Origin of the sequence: Stutzerimonas stutzeri RCH2, assembly GCF_000327065.1 — a bacterium.
Taxonomy (GTDB): Bacteria; Pseudomonadota; Gammaproteobacteria; order Pseudomonadales; family Pseudomonadaceae; genus Stutzerimonas; species Stutzerimonas stutzeri_AE.
Genome location: NC_019936.1, coordinates 1,843,086 through 1,857,462, shown reverse-complemented (window position 1 = coordinate 1,857,462; position 14,377 = coordinate 1,843,086). Strand labels below are relative to the sequence as shown.

Below are 14,377 nucleotides of genomic sequence, written 5' to 3'. Positions count from 1 at the left end.
CGAGGGCCGCAAACGCGAAAGGTTGTAAGAGCATTTGAGGAAAGATGACCGAGATCAAGAGTACCACCGCTCTGCCACCAGCCAGCGCGCAACGCCCGGCGATAGCGGCCAGCGACCTCGCCTTGAAGCTGCTTCAGCCAATGCAGGGCCTGCTCGCGGCGGGTGAAAATGCCGAGGCGGAGGTCATCAGCATCAGAGAGGCGGCGCAGGCATTCCGCCTGGTGCTGCGCCTGACCATGGGCAGCGGGCGCCAGGCAACCGTTGAGGTCAGCAGCAACAAGGCCCCGCCTCCTGGCACCGCGTACATCATCACCGCACTGTCGGACACCCGTCTGCTCGCCTCAGCGCAACCGGCGGGACGTCAGCCTGCGTCGATGATTGATCTTCAACAGTTGCCCGTTGGCAGCGTCATTCAAGGCCGGGTGGTCGCAACCAGCCAACAGCAGTCAGATGACGGCCAGAAGGTTTTCAAGGCAGTCATCAGCCTGCTCAATTCGTCCGTAGCCGGACAGAAGCTGAACCTCGAGTCGACCAGCCCACTCGCACTCGGCAGCCTCCTGACCGCGCAGGTCAAGGGCGGGCAATCACTGGCCTTTCTCCCCCTGAGCGGACGCCTTGATCAACTGCATCTTGGCGAACAGCTTGGGGCTCAACAGAACCGCCAGGCCTCACTGGAAGGGCTGTTCAAGGCGCTGCAGGGCACAGCCTCCGGTTTACCGGATGGGCTGCGCGGAGCAGCCGAAAAACTGCTTGGATCGATACCGGAGATGCAGCAGCTTGGCGACGCAAAGGCCCTCGCGGCCGCGCTTGGAAGAAGTGGCGTATTCCTCGAGGCGCGCCTGCTGGCCGGGCAGACCGACGGGCTGCAGGGTGACCTAAAGGCCGGACTGCTGCGCCTGCTCGCGCAGATGCCCAACCTTCCTGGCAGCACGCCGCTGGCCGGCGCCCAGGCGGGAGCAACGCTCGGCCAGGCACTGCCAGCGTTCGCCCGCCAAGCCCTGGGCTCTCTGGCACAGAGCAGCGCTCGCCAGCTTGCAACCGGCTTCCCGCTACCGACCCGGCTGCCACCCGGCCTGGAAGACGAGGCAGACCTCGAGATGCTGCTCAAGCTCGCAGCCGCTGCGGTATCGAGACTGCAGACTCATCAGCTGTCCAGCCTCGCCCAGACTCAGATCGGCCCGGATGGGGCACTGCTCACTACCTGGCAGCTGGAGCTGCCGATGCGCGATCAGCGCGACATCGTGCCGCTGCAGATAAAAATGCAGCGCGAGGATCAGCCCAAAAGGAATGACAAGGAACGTGGCGAGCCGCTCTGGAAGATCGAACTCGCGTTCGATGTCGCCCCCCTCGGCCCGCTGCAGGTCCAGGCGCAGCTGACACGCGGCACCCTGTCCAGCCAGCTCTGGGCCGAACGCGGCGCGACGGCCCAACTGGTCGCCGCCGAACTCACCCATCTTCGCGGTCGACTGCAGGCTGCGGGATTGAACGTCGGCGAACTGTCCTGTCGACAGGGCACGCCACCGCAGGGCCCCAGCACCACGCTCGAGCAACGCTTCGTGGACGAGAAAGCATGACCGACAAACCGCCGCGCCAGGCCATCGCCCTCAGCTACGACGGCGTCAATGCACCGAGCCTGAGCGCCAAAGGAGACGATGAGCTGGCAGAGGCAATCCTGGCGATCGCCCGGGAACACGAGGTGCCGATCTACGAAAACGCCGATCTGGTGAGGCTGCTCGCAAGGCTGGAGCTAGGCGACGAAATCCCTGAAGCGCTGTATCGGACCATTGCCGAGATCATCGCCTTCGCCTGGTATCTGAAGGGCAAGTGTCCGCCAGGGTTTCAGGCAGCGAAGCACGAGCAGTCTGCGTCATCGCTGCCGTTACTCAATGGGCCTGGGCATTGAGCGTTGCGCCAGCCCGATCTTCGCCGGTGATCTGCGGAAAGTCGTGTAGCTGCCAGGCGAAATAACCCGAGCGGAAATAGAAAACCTGCTGGTAGCCCCAGGCAACAGCCAAGCGTGTGGCCTCCGCGCTTCGCGGACATATCTCGCTGTCGCAGTAGATAACCAGCGGCAGCTCGCGGGGCCACTCCCGAGCAGCCAGATTGGCGAAACCACTGGCGAGATCGAAATGCACCGCGCCTTCGACATGGCCCCATAGCCATTCGCGGTCAGAACGCACATCGATGAACACAGCACCCAGCTCATGCAATCGCTTGGCCTGAAAAACGTTGATGGTCATCGCCCCGTCGACGTTATCGGGCGCTTCGGCGGCCTGTACGGAGGCAGAAGAAACCACGCAAAACAGCAGAATCAGTACGCACCGCATCATTGCCCTCCTCGTCCCGAGTCCGAGACATGGACGCGCTCAATAACGCTGAGCCGATGAGGTTTGGAATGGGCGGGGTGCTGGAGGTTCCGAATGACCGACGGGACGGCGGTCGAAAGCAAAGTTGATTGGGTTCAGGGCTTCTGGCGAGCCTTGTGCAACTTGCTCATCAGCTCGGCCTCGGACTGCGAAAGGCCACAGGTTTGCGTCAGATCATCAATGCTAGCGCCCATGCCGACCAGTTTGGCCGCTTGGGACAGGGCAAAATTATTCGGGTCTCGCTGCTCGAGCTGAGAGAGTTTCTCTGGCAAGGGCGCAACCATACGACTCAGCTCGCGGAGTTCGTCGCCCATACGCAAGCTGCCTTCCAGATAGGCATCCAGACGGCTGCTCAGCTCCTTGATTCGCTTGTCCCTGCTCGCATCGCGCTGCTGCTGTTGTTCTGCCAGCAGGCGCTGCCGTCTGAGCAGCCATAGGCAGAAGCCCAACAGTCCCAGACAGCAGAATGCTAGCGCAACCAGCGATGCGACCAGCGACGCGATCAGCATGTATCAGATGCTCTCAAGCTCGGCCCATTCTTCTTCGCTCATCATCTTGTCGAGTTCGACCAGAATCAGCAGCTCGCCGTTCTTGTTGCAGACACCCTGGATAAACTTGGCCGATTCGTCGTTGCCGACGTTTGGCGCGGTTTCGATCTCGGACTGCCGGAGATAGACCACTTCGGCAACGCTATCGACCATGATGCCGATAACCTGGCGGTCCGCCTCGATGATGACGATACGGGTGTTGTCGGAAACGGGCGCAGTGTCCAGACCGAAGCGCTGACGCGTATCGATCACCGTCACCACATTGCCGCGCAGGTTGATGATACCGAGCACATAGCTAGGCGCGCCCGGCACCGGAGCGATCTCGGTGTAGCGCAGCACTTCCTGCACCTGCATTACGTTGATGCCGTACGTCTCGTTGTCCAGACGGAAGGTCACCCATTGCAGAACAGGATCTTCGGAACCCTGCGCAGACGTCATCTTCATAGTCCCACCTTCTTCAGTTACCGCTATGGCGGTCGATTCTATCGCTGGGCCGCGCGCAGGGCGCGACCATATTTGAATGTATTCAGTGCGCTCGAGGCTTTGCAGCACCTGGCAGCTGCTTGACTGCTCCGCTGGCGATCAGTTCGGCAAGTGCGGTCACGTCGACCAGGGCGCACATGTGCTCGATCACCGTACCGGCCAGCCACGGACGCTGGCTGCGCTGCGTGCGCCATTTGACTTCACTGGGGTCAAGGCGAATCGAGCGGCTGACCTGATGCACCGCCAGCCCCCATTCGTAGCCCTGCACCGAAATCACATACTGCAAACCTTCTCGGAAGTCTTCGCGGTAACGATCCGGCATTACCCAGCGCGCCGTATCGAGCACCTTCAGATTGCCCGCCTGGCTGGGCAGTATGCCAAGAAACCAGTCAGGCTGACCGAACAGCGGTGTGAGCTCCTGGTCGGCCAGCGGGTAGATCGACCCCAGACATACCAGCGGCACTGCGAGCGTCAAACCGGCAACATCGAACAGCAGGCATTCAAATGGCTCCTCGGCCCAGGCCGGCTGGCCGTCAGCGACGACCTCGACGGGCGCAGCCGGAGTTTGTGGCACTACCTCTACCCTCACCACCGGCTCAACGCTCGGCGTCGATGGCAGCATCACTTCCGGCACGACGACCGCGGGCGGCACCGGCGCTGCCGGCTGAACAATCTCCAGGCGCGGCGGCTGGCTCTGGCGGGTGTCGCGCAGCTGCTCCTCGAGCACTGCAGCCTGAAACTCGTCCTGACTGACCGAATCCGCCAGTTCGATGGCAGCGTCCTGCAGCAACCCATCGAGATAGGACTGCAGCGCCAGCTGGGAACGGGTTTCTGTGAGGACGGTGCGGCTCATGGAACGAACTCGAGAAGAGAATCTGAACAGGCTATCGGCCAACTGCGCGACAAACTTGAGCTGTCAGGCGCCGAACGGCACGGCATTTCACGCCACCTGTGGCGCGGCTTGCGACGCCAGCAGGTGCTTTAGCAATGCCCGGTAAGCGAGAACTGCGCGACTTGCCGGATCGAACTGCGAAGGCGTGAGGCCGGCACGGCTGGCGTCTCTCAGGCGCGTGTCGATCGGGATGAACGCGGGCCAGAGGTGATCGGCATAACCGGCACGCAAAACCTTGAGCGTATTCATCGAGGCCTGGGTGCGGCGGTCGAACAGCGTCGGCACGATGGTATAAGGCAGCGCCTGCTTACGCGAACGGTTGATCATCGCCAGCGTGCTGACCATCCGCTCCAGCCCTTTCATCGCCAGGAACTCGGTCTGTACCGGAATCACCAGCTGCTGACTGGCAGCCAACGCGTTGACCATCAGCACACCGAGCAGCGGCGGGCTGTCGATGATCGCGTAATCGAAGTCCTGCCACAGCTGCGACAGGCTCTTGGCAATCACCAGGCCAAGACCGTTCTGGCCGGGCGACTGGCGCTCCAGCGTTGCCAGCACGGTGCTGGAAGGCATCAGCGAAATACGCTCGTGACTGGTCGCCAGCAGCAGTTGCCAGGGCAAACCCTCGGGCACGGTGCCCTGATGCTGGAACAGGTCGAAGACACTATGTTCCAGGTTGTCCGGATCGTGACCGAAATAGCTGGTCATCGAACCATGCGGGTCCAGATCAAGCACCACGACGCGCTTGCCGGAATCGGCCAGCAAACCTGCCAGCGCGATCGACGTGGTGGTCTTGCCCACCCCACCCTTTTGATTGGCTACAGCCCAGACTCTCATGCTTTTCCACCCGGCTCGCTGCTGACCGGCATTGCACTACCTGCTAAAGGTAACGCGACGGTGTTTTTTTGACGATTGCGCCTACGGACGCCTACATGGCCCGAGCCGGTGCAGGTTGTGTGCCAGCCCTACGCAGCGCATCGTCGGGTCGTGCATTGCTGCTGCCCATGCCGCTGACGCTGCGGCGCACATCCAGATTGCGCGACACCACCAGAATCACCCGACGATTGCGCGCCCGTCCGGCAGCGGTCGCGTTATCGGCCACTGGCTGAAACTCGCCGTAGCCCACCGCCGCCAGCCTTGACGGGTCTACGCCCTGCGCCGCGAGCATTCGTACCACACTGCCAGCCCGCGCGGCAGAAAGCTCCCAGTTGGTCGGAAACTTGTCGGTGCTGATGGGCAGGTTATCGGTAAAGCCCTCGACATGAATCGGGTTGTCAAAGGGCGCCAGAATCCCGGCTACCTTCTCGATGAGGGCGAATGCGTGGTCGTTGGGCAGCGCATCGCCGCTGGGAAACAGCAGGCTGGAGTTCAGCTCGATTTCGATCCATAGCTCATTGCCGCGCACTGTCAGCTGCTCGTTGGCGATCAGCTCACCGAAAGTCTCGCGCATGCTCTGCGCGATACGCTCCAGCGGATCGAACACCGGCTCCCCGCTCAGTACCGATTGGGCGGCTGGATCGTCGACCTGAGAGACATCGGGCTCGGTGGTACGCGGTCGCTCCTCACCGATCGGGATGGGCTTGACCGAACGATCGACCTGATTGAACACGCCAACGAGGGAATCCGAAAGGATCTTGTACTTGCCCTCGTTGATGGAGGAAATCGAGTACATCACCACGAAGAAAGCGAACAGCAGTGTGATGAAGTCGGCGTAGGAGACCAGCCACCGCTCATGATTCTCGTGCTCTTCCGGCGCTCTGCGTCTGCCCATGGCGGTCAGTCCATGAAGCCTTGCAGCTTCATCTCGATGGAACGGGGATTCTCGCCCTCAGCAATGGAAAGAACACCTTCCAGCAGCATCTCGCGATAGGCAGTCTGTCGCTGGACCACGCTCTTGAGCTTGTTACCAATCGGCAGCACCAGCAGGTTGGCGAACGCAACGCCATAGATGGTTGCGACGAATGCCACAGCGATCCCGCTGCCCAGCTGGCTGGGATCTGCAAGGTTGCCCATCACATGGATCAAGCCCATCACCGCACCGATGATGCCGATGGTCGGCGAGTAGCCACCCATGCTCTCGTAGACCTTGGCGGCACGCAGGTCGCGGCTTTCCTGCGTGTACAGATCGACTTCGAGGATGCTGCGGATCACTTCCGGCTCGGCACCATCCACCAGCAACTGCAAGCCCTTGCGCGCATAGGGATCAGGCTCCGTCTCGGCGACAGGCTCAAGGCCGAGCAGTCCCTCCTTACGCGCCGTATTGCTCCAGGTGGTCACCATCAGGATGCCGCGAGCCAGGTCGATGCGCGGCGGAAAGAAGATCCAGCGACCGATGCTCATCGCGCGCATGAAAACGGCGATAGGGGTCTGCAACAGCACCGCGCCCAGGGTGCCGCCAAGCACGATCAATGCCGCCGGTCCGTTGAGCAACGCGGAGATATGGCCGCCCTCGAGAAAGTTGCCCCCGACAATGGCAACGAACGCCAGCAACAGCCCGATAAGGCTGAGTACATCCATCAGATGCAGGCCTCGGCAAGGTTGCGCCCGATCTCGTCGAGGCCGTAGACGGCGTCACTTAGGTTGGCCTTGACCACCGCCATCGGCATGCCATAGATCACGCAGCTAGCTTCATCCTGCGCCCACACCTGGCTGCCGCTCTGCTTGAGCAAGCGCGCGCCTTCGCGGCCATCGGCACCCATGCCGGTCAACACCACGGCGAGTACCTTGTCATGGAAGGATTTGGCCGCCGAGCCGAAAGTCACGTCGACGCAAGGCTTGTAGTTCAGGCGGTCATCGCCCGGCAGGATGCGCACCGCACCACGGGAGTCGATCATCATCTGCTTGCCGCCCGGCGCCAGCAGCGCGAGCCCGGGACGTAGAACGTCACCATCCTCCGCTTCCTTGACCCGAATACGGCAAAGCTTGTCCAGGCGATCGGCGAACGCCTTGGTGAATGCCGCCGGCATGTGCTGGATAAGCACGATAGGCGCCGGAAAATTGGCCGGCAGTTGCGTCAGTACGCGCTGCAGCGCTACCGGGCCGCCGGTGGAGGTTCCGATGGCTACCAGTTTGTATGCCTTGCGCTTGGGTGCAGGCGAACGAGCAGCCGGCGCAGTGGGAGCCGCTCCGGTGGAGCGCAGAGTATTGGTTGACGCGCTCGGCACGGCACCTCGCGACGGAGCCGGAGGCGGATTGACGCTTGAGGTACAAAAGGTGCTGTAGCGCCGGTTACTCCGCGAAATGGTATGCACCTTTTCGCAAAGCATCTGTTTGACCTTTTCCGGGTTGCGCGAAATGTCTTCGAAATTCTTCGGTAGATAATCCACCGCGCCGGCGTCCAGCGCATCGAGGGTGACTCGCGCGCCTTCGTGAGTCAGCGAAGAGAACATCAGCACGGGCGTCGGACACCGCTGCATGATCTGCCGCACCGCCGTGATGCCATCCATCATCGGCATCTCGTAGTCCATGGTGATGACGTCCGGCTTAAGCGCCAGCACCTGGTCAATCGCCTCACGACCGTTGGTGGCAGTGCCGACGACCTGGATATTGGAATCAGAGGAAAGGATTTCCGAGACGCGCCGACGAAAGAAGCCCGAATCGTCGACCACCAGGACCTTGACTGCCATACATCACTCCTAGCGGCAGCGCGCCCCACGGTGGGCCGCGCCGCCTGACTGAATCAAATCCGGCGTGCGTAACGCTTGAGCATGCTCGGAACATCGAGAATCAGAGCGATGCGGCCATCGCCGGTGATCGTTGCGCCGGACATGCCAGGCGTGCCTTGCAGCATCTTGCCCAGTGGCTTGATGACCACCTCCTCCTGCCCGACCAGTTGATCCACGACGAAGCCGATGCTCTGGTTGCCGACGCTGAGAATCACCACGTGACCTTCGCGCTGCTCTTCCTCGGCAGCGCTCTGGATCAGCCAGCGCTTGAGATAGAACAGTGGCAGTGCCTTGTCGCGCACGATCACCACCTCCTGGCCGTCGACGACGTTGGTACGCGACAGGTCGAGATGGAAGATCTCGTTGACGTTGACCAGCGGGAAAGCGAACGCCTGATTGCCGAGCATCACCATCAGGGTCGGCATGATCGCCAACGTCAGCGGCACCTTGATCACCACCCGAGAGCCCTGGCCCTTGGTAGAGAACACGTTGACGGTACCGTTGAGCTGGGAAATCTTGGTCTTGACCACATCCATGCCGACGCCACGGCCGGACACATCGGAAATCTCGGTCTTGGTCGAGAAGCCAGGGGCGAAGATCAGGTTGTAGCATTCCAGATCGCTCAGGCGGTCAGCGGCATCCTTTTCCAGCATGCCCTTTTCCACGGCCTTGGCGCGCAGGACGTTGGCATCCATACCTTTGCCGTCATCACTGATGATCAGCAGGATGTGGTCACCTTCCTGTTCGGCGGACAACACCACTCGACCGGTACGCGGCTTGCCGGCAGCCTCGCGTTCCTCGGGCATCTCGATACCGTGGTCGACCGCGTTGCGCACCAGGTGCACCAGCGGATCGGCAAGGGCCTCGACCAGGTTCTTGTCGAGGTCGGTTTCTTCACCGACCAGCTCGAGGTTGATCTCTTTCTTCAGGCTGCGCGCCAGATCGCGTACCAGCCGCGGGAAGCGGCCGAACACCTTCTTGATCGGCTGCATGCGGGTCTTCATCACCGCGCTCTGCAGGTCGGCGGTCACTACGTCGAGGTTGGACACAGCCTTCGCCATGGCCTCGTCGCCGCTATTGGAACCCAGGCGAACCAGGCGGTTACGCACCAGTACCAGTTCGCCAACCATGTTCATGATTTCATCGAGGCGTGCGGTATCCACACGTACCGTCGTCTCGGCTTCGGCTGGGGCTTTTTCAGCCACCACAGCCGCCGGTTTGCTGACAGCAGCAGCCGGTGCAGCCTTGGCTGGGGCAGCACGGGCGGCCTCCGGCTTGGGCTCCGGCTTGCTCGGCACAGCCGGTGCTACCTCGGCAACCGCGGGCTCGAACTTGCCCTTGCCATGCAACTGATCCAGCAATGCTTCGAACTCGTCGTCGGTGATTTCATCGCTGGCACTGGTGTTACTCGCAGGCGCAGCAGCCGCTGGCGTCGCCGGCTCGGTACTGGTGCTACCCACCGGCTCGAACTTGCCCTTGCCGTGCAGCTGATCGAGCAGTGCTTCGAATTCGTCGTCGGTAATCTCGTCACTGGCCGGCGCGACGACGACCTCGGGCTCCGGTGCGGCGCTGGCGGCACTGACCGAGAACTGGCCCTTGCCATGCAGTTGATCGAGCAACGACTCGAATTCATCGTCGGTGATTTCGTCGCCACCACCGCTGACCTGCGCGGCTGCCGGTTCGCTGTCTGACGACTGAACGGCGGCGAGCATCTGCTCGAACTCGGCATCGACGGCTTCGACCTGAGGCTCGGCAACAGGCGCGGGTTCCATCGGCACGGCCGGCTCGTCGGCAGAAGCAGGCTCTGCCAGGCGCGCCAATGCGGCCAGCAGCTCACGTGAAGCGGGAGTCGGTTCGACGCGCTCGCGAACCTGTCCAAACATCTCATTCACGGAATCGAGCGCCTGCAGAACGACATCCATCAATTCGGAGTCGACGCGACGCTCACCCTTGCGCAGGATGTCGAAGACGTTTTCAGCGATGTGGCAGCACTCCACCAGCTCGTGGAGCTGAAGAAATCCTGCACCGCCCTTTACCGTGTGGAACCCGCGAAAAATCGCATTGAGCAACGCCATGTCATCGGGGCTGCTTTCCAGCTCCACGAGTTGCTCGGACAATAGTTCGAGAATCTCGCCGGCCTCTACCAGGAAGTCCTGGAGGATTTCTTCATCGGCGTCGAAGCTCATATTCACTTCCCCTAAAAGCCCAGGCTTGAAAGCAGATCATCGACATCGTCCTGGCCGGAAACGACGTCTTCACGCATATCGGCATGCATCTGCGGACCTTCACCCTTGGAAGGCTCTTTTTCTTGTTTTTTCTGTTCCTGCTCGGCGCGCATCGCGTCCCGGTCATGCTGAATGCCGGCCACACGGTCGACCTGTCCAGCCATCAGCACGAGATTGAGCAGATTGCTTTCGAGCTCGGTCACCAGGCGCGTAACGCGCTTGATCACCTGGCCGGTGAGATCCTGGAAATCCTGAGCCAACATGATTTCGCTGAGGTTCTGCGACAGCTGGCTACCGTCATTCATGCTGCGCTGCAGGTACTGGTCGATACGCTTGACCAGCTCGCGGAACTGCTCGGCATTCATGTCGCGACGCATGAAGCGCTGCCAGTCGGCCGTCAGGCTCTGCGCCTCGTAGCTCACGTAGTTGACCAGCGGCGCGGATTCCTCGACGAGATCCATGGTGCGATTGGCGGCTTTCTCGGTCATTTCGACCACGTACGACAATCGATCAGTCGCGTCGGTGATGGGTGACGGATCACCGCCGGTCGCGCAGGTGTCCATCTCCAGCTTGACGATGGCGTTGTGCAGCTCGCGGGTGAGCTTGCCAACTTCCTGATAGAGCCCGTGATTGCGCACCTGATTGAGCTCATTGAACATCTGCGTCGCTTCATCGAAGCGGCCCTGCTGCAGACTTTCGATCAACTTGGGTGCGTGCGCCTTCAGAGTCGCTTCGAACTCTGCCAGGCTTTGGTCTGCTTGCGTCATAGTGCCCTCGCGGCGTTGCTGCTTCAGCCGTTGACGCGCTCGAAGATCTTCTCGATCTTCTCCTTGAGCACCTGGGCAGTGAAAGGCTTGACCACATAGCCGTTAACCCCGGCCTGTGCCGCTTCGATGATCTGGTCGCGCTTGGCTTCAGCGGTCACCATCAGCACCGGCAGGTGCTTGAGGCGCTCGTCGGCACGCACGGTGCGCAGCAGATCGATACCGCTCATGCCCGGCATGTTCCAGTCGGTCACGAGGAAGTCGAAGCTGCCGCTTTTGAGCATCGGCAGCGCAGTGGTGCCGTCATCCGCTTCGGCGGTGTTGGTGAACCCCAGATCACGCAGGAGGTTCTTGATGATTCGTCTCATCGTCGAGAAGTCATCGACAATGAGGATTTTCATGTTCTTGTCCAAGTCGACCTCCGTAAGTCCCAAAATGCCTCAGCAAACCGAGCACGTCATACCGCAAACAATCGTCAATTGGCGCGCCATTCGCCGAGGCGTGCACGCAAGCGCGCAGCACACTGGCTATGCAACTGGCTCACACGCGACTCGCTGACTCCCAGCACCTGCCCAATTTCCTTCAAGTTCAATTCTTCGTCGTAATACAGCGACAGCACCAGCTTCTCGCGCTCGGGCAGGTTGGCAATGGCATCAACCAGGGCCTGCTGAAAGCGTTCGTCTTCGAGATCGCGAAACGGCTCAGGATGGAGACTCGCGGCGTCTTCCTGCAGCTCGCCGTGCTCCCCTTCCTGCAGCAGATCATCGAAGCTGAACAGACGACTGCCCAGCGTATCGCCGAGAATGCCGTAATACTCATCGAGACTTAGCTTAAGTTCGGCCGCAACCTCGTGATCTTTAGCGTCGCGCCCGGTTTTCGCCTCGATCGTCCGAATCGCCTCGCTGACCATGCGCGAATTGCGGTGCACGGAGCGCGGGGCCCAGTCGCCCTTTCGCACTTCGTCCAGCATCGTGCCGCGAATGCGGATACCGGCGTAGGTTTCAAAACTGGCGCCCTTGCCGGCGTCGTATTTCTTAGCTGCTTCCAGCAGTCCGATCATTCCAGCCTGAATCAGATCGTCGACCTGCACACTGGCAGGCAGACGCGCCAACAGGTGGTAAGCGATTCGCTTGACCAACGGGGCGTACTGATCAATCAGGCGGTACTGCGCATCCTTTGCCTGAGCCTTGCTGTAATACATAGCGGATCCGGCACCTGTCATTCGTGGCTTTGTGAAGCGGGGCTGATGAGGCGCTCTACGAAGAATTCGAGATGACCGCGCGGCGTAGCGGGCAACGGCCAGGTATCGACCTTCTGCGCGATGGCCTTGAATGCCAGCGCGCACTTGGACCGCGGGTAGGCTTCGTAGACCGCACGCTGCTTCTGTACTGCCTTGCGTACGGCCTCATCGTAAGGCACAGCGCCGACATACTGCAGCGCCACGTCGAGAAAGCGCTCGGTGACCTTGGTCAACTTGGCAAACAGGTTGCGACCTTCCTGCGGGGCATGAGCCATATTGGCCAGCACACGGAAGCGACTGATGCCATAGTCACGATTGAGCAGTTTGATCAGCGCGTAAGCGTCGGTAATCGAGGTCGGTTCATCGGTCACGACCAGCAGTACCTCCTGCGCGGCGCGAACGAAGCTCACTACTGAGTCGCCGATACCTGCGGCGGTGTCGATGATCAGCACGTCGAGCTCGTCGCCCAGCTCACTGAACGCCTGGATCAATCCGGCGTGCTGCAGCGAAGACAGCTGCACCATGCTCTGCGTGCCGGATGCGGCCGGCACTACGCGGATGCCACCCGGCCCTTGGATCAGCACGTCGCGCAGATCACATTCACCGGCGATAACGTCGGCCAGGGTGCGCTTGGTGGTAAGCCCCAGCAACACGTCGACGTTGGCCAGGCCAAGGTCGGCGTCAAGCAACACCACACGCCGGCCGAGATCGGCCAGCGCCAGTGCCAGATTGACCGACACATTGGTCTTGCCGACGCCACCCTTGCCGCCGGTCACCGCAATCACCTGTACGGGATGCATTCCCATGTTCACATGCCTATATCTTGCTGGGGCCTTGCGGCCGGCGATGCGCCCGCATGGCACGCATCTGATTCATTCAGGTACTGCTCTCGCAGCATCATCCGGCCCGCCGTGACGAGCTGTTGTACAGCCCGGCGAACATATCGGCCATGGTTTCCTCGCTCGGTTCCTCGCCGGACTGCAAACTCACCGCGCGACTGACCAGCTGATGGCTGCGCGGCAGGTGCAGGTCGTCCGGAATCCGGGGGCCATCCGCGAGGTACGCTATCGGCAAATGCTGGCTGATCGTGAGGCCGAGTACATCACCGAGACTGCCGGCTTCATCCAGTTTGGTCAGGATACAACCAGCCAGGCCGCAGCGACGATAGTTGTGCCACGCCGCCTTGAGCACCTGGCTCTGACTGGTCGCGGCCAGCACCAGATAATTCTTCGATTTCACACCGCGGTCCGACAACGCTTCGAGCTGCATGCGCAGTGTCGGATCGCTGGCGGGCAGGCCAGCGGTGTCGATCAGGATCACGCGCTTGCGCGCCAGCGGAGCGAGCGTCTTGCTCAACGACTGGCTCGGATCGATCTGCAGCACTGGCACATCCAGGATGCGGCCAAGCGTCTTGAGCTGCTCCTGCGCGCCGATCCGATAATTGTCCATGCTGACCAGCGCAATGTTCTGCGCGCCATACTTCAATACGTAGCGTGCTGCGAGCTTGGCCAGAGTGGTGGTCTTGCCGACACCTGCCGGACCAACCAAGGCGATGACACCACCCTCTTCCAGCGGTTCGGTCTTGCTGACCTTGATCGCCTGCGCCAGGTACGCCAGCACCATGCGCCATGCCTGGCGCGGCTCGGTGATACCCGCAACCTTTTCCAGCAGGCTGCGCGACAGCTCGGCCGGCAGGCCCAGGCGCTGCAGGCGGCGCCAGAGGCCAGCCTGCTGCGGACGACGGCTTTGTTCCTGGCCCCAGGCAATCGAGCCAAGCTGGACTTCGATCAGTTCGCGCAGACCATGCAGCTCCGACTGCATCGCCTCGATCGCGCGGGAATCGACCGCAGCGGCAGCTTCAGCCACGGCTGAAGGCTGCGGGATGCTCACGGCTGCGGGCTTCTCGTCAACCAGTTGACGATCCTGCATCTTCGCCCGCGGGGCGGCGCTCAGCTCGGCGTGGGCATTGGCCAGACGCGCCTGGGTCTTGCGCAGCTCGGCTTCCAACGCCGGGTTGGGCTTGTTCGCGGCCGGAGCGGACTGCATCGGGTAATCGAGCACGGCAGTCAGCTCGACGCCGCCGGCCACCCGGCGATTGCCGATGATCACGGCATCGGCGCCCAGCTCGTCACGCACCATTTTCATGGCGATGCGCATATCGGCGGCGAAGAAACGTTTGACCTGCATGGCCTGT

At 61.6% G+C, this 14,377-nt stretch carries 16 protein-coding genes; 2 read left to right on the top strand and 14 right to left on the bottom strand.

Features of this window, described 5'->3' with window-relative positions:
- The first annotated feature begins 44 nt into the window (after positions 1–44).
- Together PSEST_RS08565 and PSEST_RS08560 are read left to right on the top strand one after the other, a co-directional pair.
- Complete coding sequence (locus PSEST_RS08565; RefSeq protein ID WP_015276601.1) at positions 45–1,574, top strand: flagellar hook-length control protein FliK; 1,530 nt, start codon at positions 45–47, stop codon at positions 1,572–1,574.
- Positions 1,571–1,903, top strand: coding sequence for an EscU/YscU/HrcU family type III secretion system export apparatus switch protein (locus tag PSEST_RS08560; RefSeq protein ID WP_015276600.1), 333 nt, complete (start codon positions 1,571–1,573; stop codon positions 1,901–1,903). Before PSEST_RS08565 ends, PSEST_RS08560 begins: the two co-directional genes overlap by 4 nt.
- On the opposite strand, the gene PSEST_RS08555 is transcribed toward PSEST_RS08560, so the two are convergent.
- The 14 genes from PSEST_RS08555 to flhF form a co-directional block, all read right to left on the bottom strand.
- Positions 1,884–2,327 (bottom strand): rhodanese-like domain-containing protein, encoded by a 444-nt coding sequence (locus PSEST_RS08555; RefSeq protein WP_015276599.1) that lies wholly within the window; start codon positions 2,325–2,327, stop codon positions 1,884–1,886. The genes PSEST_RS08560 and PSEST_RS08555 overlap by 20 nt on opposite strands.
- A 134-nt stretch (positions 2,328–2,461) precedes the next feature.
- The gene (locus PSEST_RS08550; protein WP_015276598.1) at positions 2,462–2,875 is read right to left on the bottom strand and encodes a DUF2802 domain-containing protein; all 414 of its coding nucleotides are present in this window, start codon (positions 2,873–2,875) and stop codon (positions 2,462–2,464) included.
- 3 nt (positions 2,876–2,878) lie between these two features.
- Positions 2,879–3,358, bottom strand: coding sequence for a chemotaxis protein CheW (locus PSEST_RS08545; protein WP_015276597.1), 480 nt, complete (start codon positions 3,356–3,358; stop codon positions 2,879–2,881).
- Positions 3,359–3,440: 82 nt separating this feature from the next.
- Positions 3,441–4,250, bottom strand: a complete 810-nt coding sequence (locus PSEST_RS08540; RefSeq protein WP_015276596.1) for a CheW domain-containing protein — start codon at positions 4,248–4,250, stop codon at positions 3,441–3,443.
- 87 nt (positions 4,251–4,337) lie between these two features.
- Positions 4,338–5,126 carry a ParA family protein gene (locus tag PSEST_RS08535; RefSeq protein WP_015276595.1) on the bottom strand — a complete coding sequence of 263 codons (789 nt, stop codon included), beginning with the start codon at positions 5,124–5,126 and terminating at the stop codon, positions 4,338–4,340.
- A 91-nt stretch (positions 5,127–5,217) separates the two neighbouring features.
- Complete coding sequence (gene motD / locus PSEST_RS08530) at positions 5,218–6,060, bottom strand: flagellar motor protein MotD (RefSeq protein WP_015276594.1); 843 nt, start codon at positions 6,058–6,060, stop codon at positions 5,218–5,220.
- A 5-nt stretch (positions 6,061–6,065) separates the two neighbouring features.
- The gene (locus tag PSEST_RS08525) at positions 6,066–6,806 is read right to left on the bottom strand and encodes a flagellar motor protein (RefSeq protein WP_015276593.1); all 741 of its coding nucleotides are present in this window, start codon (positions 6,804–6,806) and stop codon (positions 6,066–6,068) included.
- Entirely contained in the window at positions 6,806–7,915 is a 1,110-nt protein-coding gene (locus PSEST_RS08520; RefSeq protein ID WP_015276592.1) for a protein-glutamate methylesterase/protein-glutamine glutaminase, read from the bottom strand. The genes PSEST_RS08525 and PSEST_RS08520 overlap by 1 nt, the downstream gene beginning before the upstream one ends.
- A gap of 53 nt (positions 7,916–7,968) precedes the next feature.
- Positions 7,969–10,140 carry a chemotaxis protein CheA gene (locus PSEST_RS08515; RefSeq protein WP_015276591.1) on the bottom strand — a complete coding sequence of 724 codons (2,172 nt, stop codon included), beginning with the start codon at positions 10,138–10,140 and terminating at the stop codon, positions 7,969–7,971.
- Between the two features lie 11 nt (positions 10,141–10,151).
- Positions 10,152–10,946, bottom strand: coding sequence for a protein phosphatase CheZ (locus tag PSEST_RS08510; RefSeq protein ID WP_015276590.1), 795 nt, complete (start codon positions 10,944–10,946; stop codon positions 10,152–10,154).
- A 23-nt stretch (positions 10,947–10,969) separates the two neighbouring features.
- Positions 10,970–11,344, bottom strand: a complete 375-nt coding sequence (locus PSEST_RS08505; protein WP_011913679.1) for a chemotaxis response regulator CheY — start codon at positions 11,342–11,344, stop codon at positions 10,970–10,972.
- A 74-nt stretch (positions 11,345–11,418) separates the two neighbouring features.
- Positions 11,419–12,144: an RNA polymerase sigma factor FliA gene (fliA, locus tag PSEST_RS08500; RefSeq protein WP_015276589.1), complete on the bottom strand. Its 726-nt coding sequence runs from the start codon at positions 12,142–12,144 to the stop codon at positions 11,419–11,421.
- Between the two features lie 17 nt (positions 12,145–12,161).
- Positions 12,162–12,989, bottom strand: coding sequence for a flagellar synthesis regulator FleN (gene fleN, locus PSEST_RS08495; RefSeq protein WP_015276588.1), 828 nt, complete (start codon positions 12,987–12,989; stop codon positions 12,162–12,164).
- A 91-nt stretch (positions 12,990–13,080) separates the two neighbouring features.
- A complete protein-coding gene (gene flhF, locus PSEST_RS08490; protein ID WP_015276587.1) occupies positions 13,081–14,370 on the bottom strand; it encodes a flagellar biosynthesis protein FlhF in 1,290 nt (429 codons plus the stop codon).
- Positions 14,371–14,377 lie beyond the last annotated feature (7 nt).

Bases quoted from the DNA above. Each gene is read 5' to 3' on its own strand.
- PSEST_RS08510 (WP_015276590.1), bottom strand. From the start codon at position 10,946: ATGACGCAAGCAGACCAAAGCCTGGCAGAGTTCGAAGCGACTCTGAAG.
- PSEST_RS08525 (WP_015276593.1), bottom strand. From the start codon at position 6,806: ATGGATGTACTCAGCCTTATCGGGCTGTTGCTGGCGTTCGTTGCCATT.
- PSEST_RS08505 (WP_011913679.1), bottom strand. From the start codon at position 11,344: ATGAAAATCCTCATTGTCGATGACTTCTCGACGATGAGACGAATCATC.
- flhF (WP_015276587.1), bottom strand. From the start codon at position 14,370: ATGCAGGTCAAACGTTTCTTCGCCGCCGATATGCGCATCGCCATGAAA.
- PSEST_RS08555 (WP_015276599.1), bottom strand. From the start codon at position 2,327: ATGCGGTGCGTACTGATTCTGCTGTTTTGCGTGGTTTCTTCTGCCTCC.
- PSEST_RS08520 (WP_015276592.1), bottom strand. From the start codon at position 7,915: ATGGCAGTCAAGGTCCTGGTGGTCGACGATTCGGGCTTCTTTCGTCGG.
- PSEST_RS08535 (WP_015276595.1), bottom strand. From the start codon at position 5,126: ATGAGAGTCTGGGCTGTAGCCAATCAAAAGGGTGGGGTGGGCAAGACC.
- PSEST_RS08560 (WP_015276600.1), top strand. From the start codon at position 1,571: ATGACCGACAAACCGCCGCGCCAGGCCATCGCCCTCAGCTACGACGGC.
- fleN (WP_015276588.1), bottom strand. From the start codon at position 12,989: ATGGGAATGCATCCCGTACAGGTGATTGCGGTGACCGGCGGCAAGGGT.
- PSEST_RS08550 (WP_015276598.1), bottom strand. From the start codon at position 2,875: ATGCTGATCGCGTCGCTGGTCGCATCGCTGGTTGCGCTAGCATTCTGC.
- motD (WP_015276594.1), bottom strand. From the start codon at position 6,060: ATGGGCAGACGCAGAGCGCCGGAAGAGCACGAGAATCATGAGCGGTGG.
- fliA (WP_015276589.1), bottom strand. From the start codon at position 12,144: ATGTATTACAGCAAGGCTCAGGCAAAGGATGCGCAGTACCGCCTGATT.
- PSEST_RS08540 (WP_015276596.1), bottom strand. From the start codon at position 4,250: ATGAGCCGCACCGTCCTCACAGAAACCCGTTCCCAGCTGGCGCTGCAG.
- PSEST_RS08545 (WP_015276597.1), bottom strand. From the start codon at position 3,358: ATGAAGATGACGTCTGCGCAGGGTTCCGAAGATCCTGTTCTGCAATGG.
- PSEST_RS08515 (WP_015276591.1), bottom strand. From the start codon at position 10,140: ATGAGCTTCGACGCCGATGAAGAAATCCTCCAGGACTTCCTGGTAGAG.
- PSEST_RS08565 (WP_015276601.1), top strand. From the start codon at position 45: ATGACCGAGATCAAGAGTACCACCGCTCTGCCACCAGCCAGCGCGCAA.